The organism is Streptomyces sp. NPDC006476, assembly GCF_040612015.1.
GTDB classification, from domain to species: Bacteria; Actinomycetota; Actinomycetes; order Streptomycetales; family Streptomycetaceae; genus Streptomyces; species Streptomyces griseorubiginosus_B.
Window position 1 is genome coordinate 1 of sequence record NZ_JBEXPK010000083.1, and the last position, 17019, is coordinate 17019.

Sequence of the window (17019 nt, forward strand, 5' to 3'; positions counted from 1 at the left end):
ACCATCTCCAGTCGGGTCAGGTCGCGGACCGCGGCCAGGACGTGGGTGGAGTCGGTGCGTTGTGTAGTGCGCTCGCGTACCAGGCCGGCCTCCTTAAGCGTCGTACGCCTCGACGTGCCCAGCCCCACCTTCATGGGCGCGCCGGGCGAGGCTCCGGGGGCTTTCGCCCTGGAGTCCGCCCTCGACGAACTCGCCGAGAGGTGCGGGATCGACCCGATCCAACTGCGCCTGCGCAACGAACCTTCATGCTTGCTGCCCTTGATGGCTCAGGTGGCTGTTCCCCCTGCCCCGCCACTTCTTCCGGACTGCTGATTAGGCTCTGCGGACCATCGCTGGGTAGGGCGAGGCCAGGCGGAAGGAGTTGCGCCACGAGTTGTTCGACGAGGGGAGCGTCAACGTGTCCGCCAACGCGGGGTTCGACATCGCCAAGGACTTCCACTGGCTCGCGGTTCACCGACGACCACGGCCGACAACTGGCAGCCGCAGGGTCGACAACGACCCCGACGCCATCGATGAGGCCGTCGCCGATCTCACGGCCGTCCAGGCCGAGCACGGCGAACTCACCATCGGACTGGACCTGATGGGCAGCGTCGCCGCTCTGCTGACCGCGATGCTGCTGGCCGCGGGCTTCCGTGTGGTGCACGTGCCCGGCCTGGCCGTCAACCGGGCCCGACGCGGCACCCGGGGCGGGGAGAACAAGTCCGACCCCCGCGACGCCAAGGTCATCGCCGAACAGGTCATGCTCCGCGACGACCTGCGGGATGTTCACCTGCCCGACGAGGCCACCGCAGAGCTGCGGCTGCTGGTCAGCCACCGCACCGTGCTGGTCAAGGAGACCACCGCGCGCATCAACCGGCTGCGCGACCTGCCCGCCCCCATGCACCCCGGCCTGGAGAGGGCCACCGACCCCACGAACAAGTCCAGCCTGATCCTGCTGGCGCACTACGTCACTCCGGAGGAGATACGACGGGCCGGAAGCAGCCGCATCACCGAATACCTGCGCAAACGCGGAGTCACGCGGCCGATCGCCGAGGCCTACTGCCATCCCATCTGTACGGCACCCAGGTTGACGTCGTCCGCGTCCGCCGACCCGGACGTCGTCGAGGCCCGCACTTATCGTCCTCGCCCTGGTCGTCAGCCCCGCCGCCACTGCCCGCGTCAGCGGTGCTGCTGCCCCTGCTCAGCGTGGTCTTCGCCGTCGCTCGATCGAGGGGCGGCATCCTGCTCGCTCTGGGCAGCAGCATCCCCGTCAGCCCGTACGTGACGACGACCTCCTCTTCCCTCTACGTCGTGTGCCGACTGGCGGGCAGCTACCGCTCCCGTCGCTGGGGCTCCCCGTCGGTCCGCCATCCCGCAACGCGCATGAACGGAAAGCGGCCTCTCAATTGAACGCATGCTCGCCAACCGGCTCACCGAGCTCGCCTCCGCGGAACTGATCGTGCGCGAGGTGGACGAGGGACCGCCACTGCCAGTGCCGCACGGAATGACGGTCGCAGGCATGGCGCCGGAGTCCGCGCTCAAGGAGCGCGCGCAGTGGACGAAGACGCCGTGGCCGCGGCCTGGCACGAGCTGGGGTAGCCGGCGTAGCGCCCTACGCGACGGGACGCGGGCCGGCCACCTCGTCGTAGTGGGTCTCGGCCGACGGGCCGAGGATCTCGTGGGCCTCCAGGAACATTTCGTGCGCCTCGTGGCCCACCCAGCCCGCCGGCAGGAGTTCGGTCGGCAGGTCGGGGTCACGGAAGGGGAACTTGCGGTAGTCGTACGTCAGCCGCATGCGTTCGACCAGCGCCTCCTCGGGGCTGAGGTGCCCGGCCCGGTACGACGGCATCCGGCTGCGGTAGGTGCGCAGCAGCTCCCGGTAGTCCTCGTTGAGGGCGGCGAGATCCCAGCTGCGCGCCGCCATCTCGCGGTCGACGGGCAGTCCGCCCGACTGGCAGCGCAGGGTGTCCAGGCGTATGGCCGGCTCGTCCGCGAACTTCTCCCGCACCTGCTGGAGCCGGTCGTGCGGGGAGACGTACGTGGACGGGGCGAGGGGACCGAAGCCGAGCCAGGCCAGTTCCTTGCGGATGCGGTCGCGTACGCCGCGCTCGCTCTCGGGGACCGAGTAGATGACCATGTACCAGTGCCGGTCCCAGTCGGACGGCGCCCGGTCGAAGATGCGTGAGCGGCCTTCGTCGAGGAGCTGGAGACTGCGCTTGTTGAGCGCGTAGAGCGTCTCCCTGCCCTCGCGCCGGACGTCGAACCAGCCCTCCTTGCGCAGGCGGGCGAGGACCACCCGCACCGTGCTCTCACCGACGCCGAAACAGCCCATCAGGGTGCTGAGGGTGCGCAGCCGGGCGGTGCCGCCGCGGTAGCGGACGTAGTCGCCGAACAGGTCGAAGACGATCGATCGAGGCTTCACGGAACCGACTATGTCACACGGACGGCCGTCGCGAGTATGAGCCGCCCGACGGATGAAGCTCATGTACCTGCCGGTGATCGGCCTCGATGAAACGAAACAAATTATTGACGCCCGTGTATCCATTGACACAAGATGCGTCCGGGCCTGAGTCTGGGCTTGTACTCGACGCTGAGGCGGAAGTCATGGTTTCTCGGATCGCTGTTGTGGGAGGCGGCCCTGGTGGGCTGTTCTTCGCGGCGCTCATCAAGCAGGCCGATCCGTCGGTCGAGGTGACGGTCTTCGAGCGCAACCGCGCGGAGGACACCTTCGGCTTCGGTGTGGTGTTCTCGGACGCGACGCTGGCCGTCATCCACGAGGCGGATCCGGTCCTGCGCACCGCCCTCGCGGAACACGGCCGGCACTGGGACGCCATCGAGGTGCGGCTGAAGGGGCAGCGGATCCGCTGCGGTGGCAACGGCATGGCCGCCATCACCCGCAAGACCCTGCTCCAGCTGCTGCACGAGCGGGCCGAGGAGGTCGGGGTGGAGCTCCGGTTCAGCCATGAAATCCCCGCGGATTCCGCCGAGTTGGCCGACTACGACCTGATCGTGGCCGCCGACGGAGCGAACTCCCGCTTCCGTGACCGGCTCGCCGACGTGCTCGTGCCGGAGGTGGAGGTCGCCACCGCCAAGTTCATCTGGTTCGGCACGGACTACCTCTTCGACGGCCTGACCTTCGTCCACGAACACGGCCCGCACGGAACCTTCGCCGTGCACGGCTACCCGATCAGCGACAGCGTCAGCACCTTCATCGTCGAGACCGACGAGGAGTCCTGGCGGCGGGCGGGGCTCGACGAGTTCGACACCGCGCAGCCGCCGGGTCCGAGCGACGAGAAGACCAAGCAGTACCTGGAGAAGCTCTTCGCCGAGCAGATCGACGGACATGAACTGCTGGTCAACAACTCCCGCTGGGGCAACTTCCGCACCCGCCGCGCCCAGCGCTGGCACAGCGGCAACGTCGTCCTGCTCGGCGACTCCGCGCACACCGCGCACTTCTCCGTCGGCTCCGGCACCAAGATGGCCATGGAGGACGCCGTCGCCCTCGCCGACAGCCTCCTCGCCCACCGTGGCGACCTCACGACCGCCCTGTGGGCGTACGAGACGGTCCGCCGACCCTCGGTGGAGAAGATCCAGGGCTCCGCCCGGCCGAGCCTGTCCTGGTGGGAGAACTTCGGGCGCTACCACGACGCCTTCGAACCGACGCAGTTCGCCTTCCACTTCATCTCCCGCAGCATCGGCAAGGAACGGATCGCGCGCCGCGATCCGGACTTCGTCGAGCAGGTCGTACGGGACTGGCGGGCGGCACACGAGGGGCTCGCTCCCCTGGACACGCCGTTCAGGGAGTTCAGGGGCCGGCGCCTGACCGCGGCCGACCTCGCTGCGCTGCGCTCCCAGGGCTGCCTGTGGCTCACCGCCCCGGAGGACGAGGCCCAACTACCCGAGATCTACGACGAGTTGGCCGACGCCCTGGGCGGTGACACACCCCCGGACCTGGTCGCCGTCCAGGGCGGCACCCCGTTCACCCGGTCGCTGCTCGCCGAACAGGCCCGGCTGGTGCACGGCGTACCCGCACTGATCGTGGAGGACGGTATGGACGACGACCGCGCAGAAACGTTGCTGCTGTCCGGTCGCGCCGACCTGGTGGCGGGGGAGCGGGCATGAGCAACGACCTGACGCCGATGTTCGCGCCCGGGGGCGTGGTCGTGATCGGTGCCTCACGGCAGAGCGGCAAGCTGGGCGCCGCCATGGCCCGTTCGCTCGCGACCTTCCCCGGCGCCCGCGCCCTGGTCAACGCACGCCGCCCCGAACCCGGCGAGGGCGTGTACGCCTCCGTCGCCGAAGCAGCCGCGCACATCGACGGACGGCTCGACCTGGCCGTGCTCTGCGTACCGGCGGCCGGCTGCGCCCAGGCGCTGGCCGAGGCGGCCGCCGCGGGCTGCCGGGCGGCGCTGGTCTGCGCGGGCGGTTTCGGCGAGGCGGGCCCGGAGGGCGATGAGTACGCGGAGGCACTGCTCCGCGTCGCCCAGGAGACAGGGATCCGGCTGCTGGGCCCCAACACCTCCGGCTTCTTCGCCCCCCACCTCGCACTGAGGGCCAGTTTCGTGCCCGCCGCGGGACAGCTTCCCGCCGGAGACATCGCGGTGGTCGCGGCCAGCGGCGGCGTCAATCACGCGCTCTCCTTCGACCTGGTCACCGCCGGGAACGGCATCAGCCTCGGCGTCGGCATCGGGGCAGGCCTCGACGTCACCGCCGCGGACGTCCTGGCCCACCTCGCGGGGGACGAACGTACGACAGCCGTCGCCCTGCACCTGGAGACGGTGCCGGACGGCCCCCGGCTGGTCGATGCCGTACGCCTGGCGGCCGCCGTCAAACCCGTCGTGGCCCTGGTCGTCGGCCGCAGCGACGTCGGTGACTTCGCCCGGTCGCACACCGGAGCGCTCGCCACCTCCTGGCGTACGACACGCGCCGCGCTGCGGCAGGCCGGGGCGGTGGTCGTCGACGACGAACGGGAGATGGTGGACGCACTCACCGCTCTCTCCCGCATCCAGCTGCGCCCCGATCCGGACCCGGGGCTCGCCGTCGTGACCGCCCAGGCCGGACCGGGGCTGCTGCTGGCCGACCGGGCGGGCGCCGACGGCATCCGGATGCCCGAGCTGGCCGACGCCACGCAGCGCACGCTGAGCGAGCTGCTTCCCCCGCTCACCTACCAGCGCAACCCGGTCGACACCGGCCGGCCCGCCCAGACCTTCGCCCGTGTGCTGGACACGACGGCCACGGATCCCGGGGTGGACCTGCTCGCCGTCTACGCCCTCACCGAACCCGACAGCGTCGACCTCGCCTCGGCCGCACAGGACGCCGGACTCGGGGCGCGCTTCCCGGCCGTGGTGGTCGTCGGCGGCCTGCCCGAGGATGTCGCCGAACAGCGGGCACGGCTGCACAAGGCGGGGATTCCGGCGCTGACCGGACCGACTTCGGCCGCCCATGCCGTACGGGCGCTGGTGACGCATGCGCGACAGCGGGCGGTGCGCACGGGCGGGTCTGAGCCGGAGATGTCCGCCTCCGTGCCGTCCGGCCCGCTGGACGAGGACGCCGCCAAGACGTTCCTCGCCTCGCTCGGCATCCGCACCCCGGGCCGCGTCGCATGCGACGCCCGCTCCGACGCCCACGGAGCCCTGCGCCTGCTGGGCGGGCCCGTCGCGGTCAAGGTGCTCGACGCCGCGATCCTCCACAAGACGGAGATCGGCGGAGTCCATTTGGGTGTGCGCACCCCCGACGAGCTCGACGCGGCGCTGGACGCCATCGGCCCCGACCGCCGCTACCTGGTCGAGGCGATGGCCCCGGCCGGCGTCGACCTCGTGCTCGGGGCGCGACGGGACCCCGTGTTCGGGCCGGTCGTCCTCGCCGGGCTCGGCGGCACGGCCGCCGAGGCCCTCGCGGACGTGGCGATCCGGCTCGCCCCGCTCTCCGCGGCCGAGGCCGCCGGGATGCCCGACGACCTGGCCGCCCGCGCCCTGCTCGACGGCTGGCGCGGCGGACCGGTACTCGACCGAGGCGAGTTCGGGCGGGTTGTTGCGGCACTCGCCGCCGCCCTGGCCGCGAGTCCGGACACCGCCGAGATCGAGATCAACCCCCTGCGGCTCACGGCCGACGGGCTGATCGCCCTGGACGCCGTGGTCGTGCACACGGCCGACCGCTGAGGAGAACGACCATGCCAAGGCCGAGCAGCAACGGCGCTGTCCCCTGGCCCGCGGAGTACGCCGAGCGCTACACCGCGAAGGGCTACTGGGAGGGCCACGCCATCGGCGACCGGCTCCACGCCGCCGCCGACGCCACTCCCGACGCGGTCGCCCTCGTCGACGGCGACCGGCGGCTGACCTACCGTCAACTCGCCGAACGGGCGGACACCGTGGCCCTGCGCCTGGCCGCGCTCGGGCTGCGCCCGGACGACCGGCTCGTGGTGCAGCTGCCCAACACCGCCGAGTTCGTGATCCTGACCTACGCCTGTCTGCGCCTCGGTGTCATCCCGGTGATGGCACTGCCCGGGCACCGGCGACACGAGATCGGTCACCTGGTCGAGCACAGCGAGGCCGTGGCCATCGCGGTGCCGGACCTGCTCAAGGGCCACGACCACCAGGCGATGGCGTTCGAGGTCGCCGACGCCTCCCCAACCCTCCAGCGCATCCTGGTACTTGGTGACAAGGTTGGCGACGACGCCGTGGACCTGCGGGAGTTGTGCGCCGCACCCGGCATGCCGGCGGACCGGGCCGCCGTGGACGCGTACCGGCCCGACAGCCGCTCGATCGCCCTCTTCCTGCTCTCCGGCGGCACCACCGGGCTGCCCAAGCTCATCGCCCGCACACACGACGACTATGTCTACAACGCCCGCCGCAGCGCCGAAGTCTGCGCATTCGGCCGCGATACGGTCTACTTCGCCGCTCTCCCGCTCGGCCACAACTTCCCGCTCGGCTGCCCGGGCCTGCTGGGCGTGCTGGTGAACGGCGGCCGGGTGGTGCTGGGCTCGCCCAACCCGGAGAAGGCGTTCCCGATCGTCGAGCGCGAGGGCGTCACCGCTTCCGCCCTCGTCCCGGCCGTCGCCCAACGCTGGCTGGACCACCACCGGGAACACCCGGGCACCGACCTGAGTTCGCTGCGCCTCCTCCAGGTCGGCGGCTCCCGGCTCGCCGACCACGTCGCCCGCCGCGTCCGCCCCGAGTTGGGCTGCACGCTCCAGCAGGTGTTCGGCATGGCCGAGGGACTGCTGAATTACACCCGCCCGGACGACTCCGAAGACGTCATCTGTACGACGCAGGGGCGCCCCATGTGCGAGGACGACGAACTCCTCGTCGTCGACGACCTGGGCAACCCGGTCCCCGACGGCTCACCCGGCGTACTGCTCACCCGCGGCCCGTACACTCCGCGCGGCTACTACCGCGCCGAGGAACAGAACGCCCGGGCCTTCACCGAGGACGGCTGGTACCGCACCGGTGACATCGTGCGGCTGCTGCCCGACGGCAACCTGGTCGTTGAGGGCCGCGACAAGGACATGATCATCCGCGGCGGGGAGAACATCTCCGCCGAGGAGATCGAGAACTTCGCGTACCAGGCCCCCGGCGTCGCCCGCGCCGCCGCCGTGGCGATGCCCGACGCTCAACTCGGCGAGCGGGTCTGCCTCTACGTCGTACCGGAACCGGGGCACACGGTGACCCTCGACGACATCCACGACGTCATGGAGCGCGCCGGGATCGCCCGCTTCAAGTTCCCGGACCGGCTGGTGACCGTCCCCGAACTCACTGCCACCAAGGTCGGAAAGATCGACAAGAAAGCGCTGCGCGCCGACATCGCGCGCCGGCTCGACGCCGAAGGAACCCCCGATGACCAGTGACACCGTGATAGCCCCGGAGGAGACCGACCCCGAACTCCGCAAGCTGTACGACGGATTCGCAGCGGCCGGCCTCATCCCCCTGTGGACCGAGATCGGCGACCTCATGCCGCTCACCCCGCAGCCCGAGGCCGTCCCGCACGTCTGGCAGTGGGACACCCTCCTCCCGCTCGCCCGCCGGTCCGGAGATCTGGTGCCGGTCGGACGGGGCGGCGAGCGCCGCGCGATCGCCCTCGCCAACCCCGGCCTTCCCGGACGGCCGTACGCGACTCCCAACCTCTGGGCGGCGGTCCAGTACCTGGGCCCGCGCGAGGTCGCCCCCGCGCACCGCCACTCGCAGGGCGCCTTCCGGTTCATCCTGGAGGGCGAGGGTGTCTGGACGGTCGTCAACGGCGACGCGGTGGAGATGCGCCCCGGCGACCTCCTCCTCACCCCGTCGATGCACTGGCACGGCCACCATCACGTCGGTGACGCGCCGATGGTCTGGCTGGACGGTCTCGACATCCCGCTCGTGCATCGCCTGGACGCCGGGTTCTTCGAATTCGGCGAGGACGGGGTGTCGGACCGGTCGACTCCGGCCCGGTCGCGCAACGAGCGGCTGTGGGGGCACCCGGGACTGCGGCCGATCGGGGCGCCGGACAGCCCCGACTCCCCGCTGATGGCCTACCGTTGGGCCGACACCGACGACGCCCTCACCGCCCAGCTGGAGCTGGCGGACGAGTCACACCCCGGTGTCATCGAGCCCGGCCACGCCGGCATCCGCTTCACCAACCCCGCCACCGGTCGCGACGCCCTGGCCAGCCTGCGCACCGAGATGCACCGTCTGCGCCCGCGCACGGCCACCGCCACCCGCCGCACGGTGGGCTCCTCGGTCTGGCAGGTGTTCCGCGGCAGCGGCACCGTCACCCTCGACGACCAGGTGATCGAGGTGACCGCCGGCGACCTGATCGCCGTCCCCTCCTGGTGCGCGCTGACGATCGCCGCGCACACGCAGCTCGATCTGTTCACCTTCAGCGACGCGCCCCTCTACGAGGCGCTCAACCTCGCCCGCACCGAAACGACCGGGAGCACCCCCGCATGAAGCTCGCCACCATCCGCACGGCCGGCGGCACGGCGGCCGTACGCCTCGACGGCGACCTGGCCATGGAGACCGGCGCCCCCGACGTCGCCGCCCTCCTGCGTCGCTCCGACTGGCGTACCCACGCGGCCGTGGCCGACGGTCCGGCGCACGACGTGGCCACCTTGGACCTCGCCCCCGTCGTCACGACCCCGGCCAAGATCTTCTGCGTGGGCCACAACTACCGCACCCACATCGCCGAGATGGGCCGCGAGACGCCCTCGTACCCCGCTCTCTTCGGCAAGTTCGCCAACGTCCTGCTCGGCGCACGCGACGACATCGTCCACCCGGGCGAGACGCAGGAGCTGGACTGGGAGGCCGAACTCGGCTTCGTCATAGGCTCCCGGCTGCGCCGCCGGGCCACCAAGGAGGAGGCGGCGGCCGCGATCGCCGGCTACACCGTCGTCAACGACATCTCCATGCGGGACTGGCAGTGGCGTACCCCGCAGTGGCTGCAGGGCAAGGCGTGGGAGGCCAGCACCCCGGCCGGGCCCTGGCTGGTCACCGGCGACGAGGTCGACGACGCGGCCGACCTGGAGATCCGCCTCGAGGTAGACGGCGAGGTCATGCAGCGCTCACGCACCTCCGACCTGCTCTTCACCCCGGCGGACATCGCCGCGTACCTCAGCACGTTCACCACGCTGGAGCCGGGCGACCTCGTTCTCACCGGTACGCCCGGCGGCGTCGGCGCGGCCCGTGACCCGAAGGTGTTCCTGAAGCCGGGGCAGGTCGTACGGACCGTGATCGAGGGGCTCGGGGAGTGCGTGAACACTCTCGTCGAGGACAAGCCGTGAAGGTCCTCGGCTGGGTCGAGGACGGGCAGCGGCGGCTGCAACAGGCCGTCGATGCGCTGCCGGCGCACGCGGTGGCCGAACCGTCCGCCCTGCCCGGCTGGACCCGCGGCCACCTGCTCACCCACCTCGCCCGCAACGCCGACGCCCTGGTCAACCTCCTGACCTGGGCCCGGACGGGCATCCCGACCCCGATGTACACCTCGCCGGACCAGCGCGCCACGGACATCGAGGCGGGTGCGGGGCGGCCACTGTCCGAACAGCGTGCGGACCTACGCGTGTCCGCCTCCCGGTTCGCCGAGGCGGCCGAGGCGCTGACGGCCGACGCGTGGTCGGCCACGGTCACCAGTGGGCAGGGTCGCGAGATCGCGGCATCCGAAGTGCCGTGGCTACGGGCCCGCGAGGTGTGGATCCACCTGGTCGACCTGCGCGTGGGCGTCGGGATGGACGTGCTGCCGCCCGACCTCGCCTGGGCCCTCGTACGCGATGTGGCCGGGTGGATGTCAGCCCGCCTGGCGCCGGACACCGGGGTTGAGTTGACGGCGGACGGCCGCGGCACCGTCGTACTCGGAACGCCCTCCCCGAGCGGCGGCACGGTCTCCGGAAAGCCGCACGCCCTCGCTGCCTGGCTCACCGGCCGGGGCGGCACCGAAGAACTGCGGGGCGAGCTGCCGAAGCTCCCGCGCTGGATGTGACCAAGTGGTTGTCAATGATCAAAGGAGATCGGCATGAGTGAGACCTTCGTCCTGGTGACCGGAGCCTGCCACGCAGGATGGGCCTGGCGCCCCGTCGCGAACGAGCTGCGGGCCGCCGGGCACGTGGTGTACACCCCCACGCTGGCCGGGCTGGGCGAGGACGACGACCCGCGCGACGTGACCCTGACCGACTGTGTGAACAGCCTCGTGGAGTACGTCGAACGCGCGGGTCTGACGGACATCACGCTGGTCGGCCACAGCTGGGGCGGCTACGTGCTGGTGGGCGCGGCGCCCCGGCTGGCCTCCCGGCTGCGTCGGCTGGTGTTCTGGAGCGCGTTCGTGCCGAGCGACGGCGAGTCGCTGATCGACGCGTGCCCGCCGCACTACGGCGAGATGTTCCGCGCCGTGGCGGCCGCTTCCGGCAACAACGGAGTGACATTCCCGTTCGAGGTGTTCCAGCAGGCGTTCATGCAGGACGCCGACGAGGAGACACAGCGGATCGTCCACTCCCTTCTCGTGCCTCAGCCGCTCGGCACGTTCACGGAGAAGCCGGACACGAGCGCGTTCTACGCGTTGGACATCCCGACCGCGTACGTCCTGTCCGAGGAGGACCTCTCGCTCCCCGGCGAGTGGCACTGGGCCGAGCGCTTCCCCCAGCGTCTGAAGAATCCGCTGATGATCGAGACCCCCGGCAGCCACGAGGCCCTCTTCACCCGCCCCGCCGAACTGGCCGACGCGTTCGTCCGGGCCTGCGCGGCATAACGGGGTCATGGCGTCCCACGCAGAGAAAGGCACCCGACCCGCACCGGGCGTGGTCGGGTGCTCTCCTCGTACGGCCAGAAGAAGCCCGGCTTCTGTGGGGGGAGTAGCTCACCGGCGGGTTCTTCGGTTGCTGGTGATGCGTTCCCGGTGCGCTGCCGGCCAGCGGAAATCGTGCTCAGGGTTGTCCCGCTAGCAGGGCAGGTCGTGGGGGAGGTAGTCCCGCTGGCAGCCGGTGGGGGACTGGTACGCCAATGTGCCGCGCGGTGCTGAGCCGGGAGGCGGATGGCCCGGCCCGGCTCACGCTTGCAGGGTTTCCTGCGGGCTGGTTTTCCGGAGGAGGGGCAGCAGTCCGGCCGCCACGAGAGCGGAGGCGAGGCCGAGGGCGCCGACGGCTTTCGTGAGGTGGCCGGTGGCGGACGTGAGGGCGAGCAGGGCGAGCGGGCAGAGGAACTGCCCGAGGAAGAACGACGCGATCCACAGTCCGGTGCCCCGGCCGCGGTTGCGGTATTCCCGCTTTGACATGGCCCAGGTGAGCAGCGTGGGCAGCAGAAAGCCGGTGCCGATGCAGTTCAGGAAGGTGCCGAAGAGCAGAATCGCCACGTTGTGGGCCAGGCTGATCAGCACGAACCCTGCCGCGCACAGGGCGAAGATCGCGGCCAGTCTGCGCTCCGGCCGGCCGATCATCGAGGCGAAGATGACGGAGCCGATGACCGTGGCGGTGCTGGCGATCGCGGTGACCATGCCGATGAGGACGCTGGACTGTATGCCCAGGCCGTTCATCAGGTAGGCCGTTTCGGCCGGGACGGCGTAGAAGACGATGCCACCGAACACCGAGAGCAGGCAGATGCCGGCCAGCCGGCCGGCCGAGGAGCGCCGATGCCCGATGGTGGGTGCCTCGTCCACGGGGGCGCCCGGGCCGGGCTTGGACAGGAATGCGGCCATCGCGGGGGCGAGGAGCAGCCCGACGGCGTAGAGCTGGAACGGGGCGCGCCAGTCCGAGGTGGCCATCGCCCCGCCGAGTATGAAGAGGGCGGTGGCGGAAATGGTGGCGCACACCGTCTGCAGGGCCAGGTAGCGGTCGCGTGCCCGGCCCGCGTAGTAGTCGCCGATCAGCGTCGTGCAGGAGGTCAAGACGAAGGCCTCGGCGACACCGAGGAGGGCACGGCTGGCCACGATGGCACCGAGCGAGTCCAACCACAGCGGAGCGGTGCCGAACAGCGCGTACAGGACGGTCGCGACGACCAGCGGAATCCTGCGTCCCAGACGGTCGATCAGGACTCCCGCGAGGGGGGCGACCAGTGCGAGCGTGAGCGCGGGAATCGTGAGGACCAACGGGACCAGTACGTCCGCGTCCGGCACCGTGCTGAACAGCTCCTGCAGCTTCGGCAGCACGGGCGCGAGGAGCACCGCGCCGAGGACCGGCAGACAACTCCCGCTCATCAGGAGCGTCAAGCGCAGACTGCCCCCGGATTCCGGCACGGGCTCGGTGCTCCGGACGGCGAAACCGTCGGTGGGAACGGGTGAGGAGGTGAAACCGGGCACGCAAGGCCTCCACGCGGGCGGTGACGGGGCACGCAGCAGGCTGCCGCCGTGGCTGTGCCACACCGCGGAGCGCCAGTGCACTGAAGGGAAACGCCCGGAGGAATGAGGGGGCGTCTGGACTTGCACGACTATCGGGCAAGTTGCTCCCTGTCGCCTACCCCCTACGCCATTCAACTGGTGGATCTCGCCTATCCGTCTTCTGGATGGTTCCCGGTACCGATCTCCCGCCGAAGATCGGTTCAGGGTGCCGGCCGGCGGCAACGCTGCAACACATACACCCTCCTGCCGCTCACGCCCGTCTCCATGACCGCCCTGGCATGAGCCGCCGCGGCAACCCGCAAACCCCCTGCCCAGGTCCGTCGCCGCGCCGGCATCGACAAACGCCGGCGAGCCCTGACCGCACTCGCCACCCTGGAACAGCAGGGCAAAAAGATCAACCACGCCGCGGTCGGTCGGCCGCACCGCTGGCGTCTCCACCTGGCTCACCTACGCCGAAGGCGTCCGCGAGCGCATCGAAGCCACACAACAACACCAGCAGCCGACCGTCCCTCCACCCCACATGCCCGGCCCGTGCCACGGTTCAGTAATCCCCGAGTGGCGCGAGGATGTCACCAGAACATCCACAGGGGCCGGGTGACCGGAGTCGGGCCAGCACCGGCGGCAACAGCACCGCCGGCAGGGACAGGACGCCCAGCAGGACGAGACCGAAGGCGCCCACGCGCTGGGTGACACGCATGGTCGACGAAGACCGATACTGCATCGACGTCCTCACCCAGATCGGCGCCGTCACCCGGGCCCCTGCAGGAGGTCGCCCTGGGCCTGCTCGACGAACACGCCAGGAACTGCGTGTTGAACGCCGCCCGTTCGGACCAGGAGGCGGCGGACGAGAATCTCGACGAACTCGCCCTCACCATGCGCCGGGTGGTGGGCATGTGATCGAGTCGGTTCCGAGGCGTCGGTCCTTTCGAAGGAGGGCCTGTGCGGGTCTGAACCGGATCAGGGCGATGCCACCCGGCGGCGGTACAGGTCGCGTTCTGCTGCCGGCTCGCCGACATTAACGCACGAAGAGTCCGTCCAGGCGGCTCAGGAACTCGTGGTGGTCGATCTCTCCGCGTACGTACCGGTCCTTGAGGATCTCCACGGCGTGCTCCCTCGCGTCGAGGACGGGGACCTGCCCCTGGCGCGGGGACTGTCGCTGGGATCCTATGACCAGTCGCGCTGCCAGGAAGAGGCCGAGCGCGACCGCCACAAGCCAGGCAGGGACGTTTCCGTCGCACATCAAAGAACGTCCCTCACTGCGAAGGGGTCTCGGGCTTCCGGGCGAGGCCGATGACGCACGGGGAGCTAGGGGTGGTGCGGCCGTTGATCAGAAAGTCGAAGTGCCGAGCCCGCTCGATAGTGAACCCTGCTGCCACGATGGCCGACTCCGGATCCCGGGTCAGATGGCAGCCGCCGCCCAGCAGCGGCCAGACCAGGTTGACGATGCGCTGCCTCCTCGCCAGGCCGGGACGTGTCGAGCGGATGTGCTCGTAGAAGTAGAGGCGCCCGCCCGGCCGCAGGACACGGTGGGCCTCGGCGAGCGCCGCGGGAACATCGGCGATCGTGCACAGGACGAGGGAGGCCACGACCCCGTCGGCAGAGGCGTCCGGGACGGGGAGCTTCTCGGCCCGGCCTGCGCGTACCTCCACCGGCACTGGGGACTCGGCCGCCGCCCGCTCGGCGAGTGCGCGCAGACGCGGCTCGGGTTCTACGGCGATGACCTGTTGCACCGCTGGTTGGTAGTGCCGGAAGTTGGCGCCGTTCCCCGCTCCGATCTCCACGATCTGGCCGGTGGCGTCGGCGAGCAGTTCACGGCGGTGCTCCAGTCCGCCGTGGACTTCGGCGAAGGCGTTGATCCGGGGGTAGATACGGGCGAACAGCGGGTTCTTCACCGGCTTTTGCCGGACAGTGACGGCAGGCATGCGATGACTCCTCTCGGACCGCTGACCGCAAGCTACTACGCTCTCGTAGTAATTGTTACCCTCCTGTAGTAGGTGGAGTCAGTGCGCTCCGACCACGCAGGCCAACGGAGTCGTCGCGATCAGCCAAGCGGAACCGGCGATCGCCCACGCGTGAAGCGCGCCGCCGACCGCCGTCAAGGCCACCCGTCGACGGCCCGGGCGGGCGGGGGGGCGGTGCGTCCTCCCCCTCCAGCTGACGGATCCGCGCCTCGAGCAGGTCACGGCCCCCCATCCCGGCCGCCGGGGCCGGGTGCGCCCACCGAGGTGCACCGCCGACCTTCAGCAGTGCTCCCGCCACGGCGCCGACACCGCAGTGCGACACCGCGTACCGATCGGCCGCCAGCTCGCGTTCGGCGGTGAACACGGTCCCCAGGTGTTCGAGCAGCGGGAGCGCGAAGTGCCGCGCTGTCAGAACCGTCGTGATGAGCGTCCTGAGTGGGTCGCGACCGCGGGCGTGCTCCGCCTCGTGTGCCAGGACGGCTTGGAGTTCCGCGGATGTCGCCGACGCTACGAGCCCGCTGCTGACGGTCACCCGAGGGCGCAGCAGCCCGTGGGTGAACGCGAACGGGGCGGTGTCCTCGACGACCTCCACCGGAGTGGTGAAGCCGGCCTTCCGGGCTGCGATGCGAACGGCCGGAGGCTCGTCGACGGTCAGGTTGCGGACTTGCAGGTCGACGGCCCGAGTAGCACGGAGCCCACGCCAGAGCCGCCGGGCCGACCGCACGGCTCCGGCGACCGACAGGGTGAGGAGCACCGCACCCGCCCACATCCTGCCCGATAGCAGGACACCCGCCCCCTGATCGGTGATCTGCCAGGTCAGCGCCATCGCGAGGCAGCAGGCGACGAAGACCGCCGCGGCATGGACCGCCACCGATGCGATGACCAGGGCCCAGAACGCCCGGTTGCCGCTCACGTCACTGCCCCAGCAGTCCCCGCAGCCGCTCCCGCAACTGCGCGTCCAGCGAGGCCTCGGTGGCGAAACGAACGACGGCGGCATCCCCGTACTCCCGCAATACCTCGCGCACGGCGATCGCGGCCTCGTCCGGGACGGCGGCCGTGTACGCGTACCCGCGCCCCTGCGCGGTGCGGTTCAGCACGCCTTTCTCGGCCAGACGGCCCATCACCGTCATCACGGTGGTGTACGCGAGCGACTGCTTTCGGTCCGCATTGATCCTGTCGAGCACCTCGCGAACGGTCACCGGCGCCCCGGCCTCCCAGCAGGCCCGCATGACTTCGCCCTCCAGTGCCCCCAGAGCCACTCGCGATCACCTCCCCGGCGTTGCGCTACTACGCAAGGGTAGTACCAAGAAGTGCGGCGCAGAACCCGACGGGCACAACGCCGCCACCCCTGCCCCGGCAGTGGCCGACGGAATGCCATCGTCGGCGACGTCGGTCGGCTCCCACTGGGTCCCGCCGCAGGTGCTTCATCGCGTGTGTTCCGCGGCGTCGGCGCCCGTCTGTGCGCGAGGACCTCTTGGCCGATGGTGAGGTGACGCTGGCCGACTCCCTCATGTTGCGCCGAACAGTGGCGATGATCGCGTCGCTGTTCGTCGACTTCCGTGCCCGTGTGCCCCCGGCCACCGCGGAGGAGCCCCCACTGCCACGGCAGGGGTGGGGACTCGACGCCCACGGCTGGGGCGTTGTGCTTCACCACGGGAGGCGGTCACTGTGATGCGCATCTGCTAAGAACCAAGGCTTCGTTGGGCGACAGAAAGGCGAACTTTTCACCCATAAGAGGATGAAAGCTGCCAGATCGTGATGTTCTGATTACGATCTGTCGCATGCCGCAGGAATCTGCCGGCTGCGCGAGGGTGCGCAGGCCGGCCCTCGCCCTCCTCGTGGGTCTGGTGCTGATGCTCCTGGCCCACGCTGTCGCGTGCGCCGGGCACCCGGCTGACGGGCACGCGCACCCCACGGCAGCGGCCGCATCGGCGGTGCACGAGGAGGCCGGAGCGGACAGTCTGCGGTCCGTGTGGGAGGCGGCGGACTGCGCTTTGGCCCACGGAGCCGACGAGCACCCCGGGCATGGAACCCTGTGCTGCGATCCGGCTGACTGGCCCGCCGACGCGCGCGGGCCCGCCGGTGCACTGCTCCTGGCGTTCACGCTGATCGCGCTGCTTTTCCTGCGTCACCGCGTGGTGGACACCGCGACGTCGGGCGCCCCGCCAGGGGGAGGGGACCCGGCGGCCGTGCCGACTCCCGGTGGCTCCCACCTGCTGAATCTCGTCTGCGTCAGCCGTACCTGACCGTGCCGCCCGGCATGAAACCGTCGGGCCTTCCGGCACATTCACCC

16 protein-coding genes and 4 pseudogenes are annotated in these 17019 nt (G+C 70.8%); 13 read left to right on the forward strand and 7 right to left on the reverse strand.

The window, feature by feature from the left end:
- Positions 1 to 99: 99 nt before the first annotated feature.
- The 4 pseudogenes from ABZZ74_RS45025 to ABZZ74_RS45040 form a co-directional block, all read left to right on the forward strand.
- Positions 100 to 243 (forward strand): annotated as a pseudogene (locus ABZZ74_RS45025) (molybdopterin cofactor-binding domain-containing protein); the annotation flags it as partial.
- A gap of 154 nt (positions 244 to 397) precedes the next feature.
- A pseudogene (locus ABZZ74_RS45030) lies at positions 398 to 856 on the forward strand (transposase); the annotation flags it as partial.
- A gap of 253 nt (positions 857 to 1109) precedes the next feature.
- Positions 1110 to 1389, forward strand: a pseudogene (locus ABZZ74_RS45035) (metal ABC transporter permease); the annotation flags it as partial.
- Positions 1376 to 1537, forward strand: a pseudogene (locus ABZZ74_RS45040) (transcriptional regulator); the annotation flags it as partial. The pseudogenes ABZZ74_RS45035 and ABZZ74_RS45040, both read left to right, overlap by 14 nt.
- 54 nt (positions 1538 to 1591) lie before the next feature.
- Here the strand turns inward: ABZZ74_RS45040 and ABZZ74_RS45045 are convergent.
- Entirely contained in the window at positions 1592 to 2401 is an 810-nt protein-coding gene (locus ABZZ74_RS45045) for a PaaX family transcriptional regulator C-terminal domain-containing protein (RefSeq protein ID WP_356949931.1), read from the reverse strand.
- Positions 2402 to 2583: 182 nt separating this feature from the next.
- Here ABZZ74_RS45045 and ABZZ74_RS45050 point away from each other — a divergent pair, with 182 nt between their 5' ends.
- From ABZZ74_RS45050 to ABZZ74_RS45080, 7 genes are read left to right on the forward strand one after another with little or no spacing between them, the layout of a single operon-like run.
- Positions 2584 to 4101: an FAD-dependent monooxygenase gene (locus ABZZ74_RS45050; protein ID WP_356949932.1), complete on the forward strand. Its 1518-nt coding sequence runs from the start codon at positions 2584 to 2586 to the stop codon at positions 4099 to 4101.
- A complete protein-coding gene (locus ABZZ74_RS45055; protein ID WP_356949933.1) occupies positions 4098 to 6137 on the forward strand; it encodes an acetate--CoA ligase family protein in 2040 nt (679 codons plus the stop codon). The genes ABZZ74_RS45050 and ABZZ74_RS45055 overlap by 4 nt, the downstream gene beginning before the upstream one ends.
- Before the next feature lie 11 nt (positions 6138 to 6148).
- On the forward strand, positions 6149 to 7822 hold the full coding sequence (locus ABZZ74_RS45060) for a (2,3-dihydroxybenzoyl)adenylate synthase (RefSeq protein WP_356949934.1): 1674 nt from the start codon (positions 6149 to 6151) through the stop codon (positions 7820 to 7822).
- Positions 7812 to 8900, forward strand: coding sequence for a cupin domain-containing protein (locus ABZZ74_RS45065; protein ID WP_356949935.1), 1089 nt, complete (start codon positions 7812 to 7814; stop codon positions 8898 to 8900). Before ABZZ74_RS45060 ends, ABZZ74_RS45065 begins: the two co-directional genes overlap by 11 nt.
- Positions 8897 to 9730: a fumarylacetoacetate hydrolase family protein gene (locus tag ABZZ74_RS45070; protein WP_356949936.1), complete on the forward strand. Its 834-nt coding sequence runs from the start codon at positions 8897 to 8899 to the stop codon at positions 9728 to 9730. Before ABZZ74_RS45065 ends, ABZZ74_RS45070 begins: the two co-directional genes overlap by 4 nt.
- Positions 9727 to 10422, forward strand: coding sequence for a maleylpyruvate isomerase family mycothiol-dependent enzyme (locus ABZZ74_RS45075; protein ID WP_356949937.1), 696 nt, complete (start codon positions 9727 to 9729; stop codon positions 10420 to 10422). The genes ABZZ74_RS45070 and ABZZ74_RS45075 overlap by 4 nt, the downstream gene beginning before the upstream one ends.
- 33 nt (positions 10423 to 10455) lie before the next feature.
- Positions 10456 to 11184: an alpha/beta fold hydrolase gene (locus tag ABZZ74_RS45080; RefSeq protein ID WP_356949938.1), complete on the forward strand. Its 729-nt coding sequence runs from the start codon at positions 10456 to 10458 to the stop codon at positions 11182 to 11184.
- A gap of 297 nt (positions 11185 to 11481) precedes the next feature.
- Here ABZZ74_RS45080 and ABZZ74_RS45085 read toward each other — a convergent pair whose 3' ends face one another.
- Together ABZZ74_RS45085 and ABZZ74_RS45090 are read right to left on the reverse strand one after the other, a co-directional pair.
- Positions 11482 to 12726 (reverse strand): MFS transporter, encoded by a 1245-nt coding sequence (locus tag ABZZ74_RS45085; protein WP_356949939.1) that lies wholly within the window; start codon positions 12724 to 12726, stop codon positions 11482 to 11484.
- Positions 12727 to 13306: 580 nt separating this feature from the next.
- A complete protein-coding gene (locus ABZZ74_RS45090; protein ID WP_356949958.1) occupies positions 13307 to 13486 on the reverse strand; it encodes a hypothetical protein in 180 nt (59 codons plus the stop codon).
- On the opposite strand from ABZZ74_RS45090, the gene ABZZ74_RS45095 reads away from it, so the two are divergent.
- Positions 13461 to 13784 carry a metal-sensing transcriptional repressor gene (locus ABZZ74_RS45095; protein WP_356949940.1) on the forward strand — a complete coding sequence of 108 codons (324 nt, stop codon included), beginning with the start codon at positions 13461 to 13463 and terminating at the stop codon, positions 13782 to 13784. The genes ABZZ74_RS45090 and ABZZ74_RS45095 overlap by 26 nt on opposite strands.
- Here the strand turns inward: ABZZ74_RS45095 and ABZZ74_RS45100 are convergent.
- From ABZZ74_RS45100 to ABZZ74_RS45115, 4 genes are read right to left on the reverse strand one after another with little or no spacing between them, the layout of a single operon-like run.
- Positions 13781 to 14005, reverse strand: a complete 225-nt coding sequence (locus ABZZ74_RS45100; protein ID WP_356949941.1) for a hypothetical protein — start codon at positions 14003 to 14005, stop codon at positions 13781 to 13783. The two genes, ABZZ74_RS45095 and ABZZ74_RS45100, sit on opposite strands and share 4 nt — an antisense overlap.
- A 13-nt stretch (positions 14006 to 14018) precedes the next feature.
- Positions 14019 to 14687 (reverse strand): class I SAM-dependent methyltransferase, encoded by a 669-nt coding sequence (locus ABZZ74_RS45105; RefSeq protein ID WP_356949942.1) that lies wholly within the window; start codon positions 14685 to 14687, stop codon positions 14019 to 14021.
- A gap of 55 nt (positions 14688 to 14742) precedes the next feature.
- Entirely contained in the window at positions 14743 to 15639 is an 897-nt protein-coding gene (locus ABZZ74_RS45110) for a M56 family metallopeptidase (RefSeq protein ID WP_356949943.1), read from the reverse strand.
- A gap of 1 nt (position 15640) precedes the next feature.
- Positions 15641 to 15985 (reverse strand): BlaI/MecI/CopY family transcriptional regulator, encoded by a 345-nt coding sequence (locus ABZZ74_RS45115; protein ID WP_356949944.1) that lies wholly within the window; start codon positions 15983 to 15985, stop codon positions 15641 to 15643.
- A gap of 522 nt (positions 15986 to 16507) precedes the next feature.
- Here ABZZ74_RS45115 and ABZZ74_RS45120 point away from each other — a divergent pair.
- Positions 16508 to 16972 (forward strand): hypothetical protein, encoded by a 465-nt coding sequence (locus ABZZ74_RS45120; protein WP_356949945.1) that lies wholly within the window; start codon positions 16508 to 16510, stop codon positions 16970 to 16972.
- The last annotated feature ends 47 nt before the right edge of the window (positions 16973 to 17019 follow it).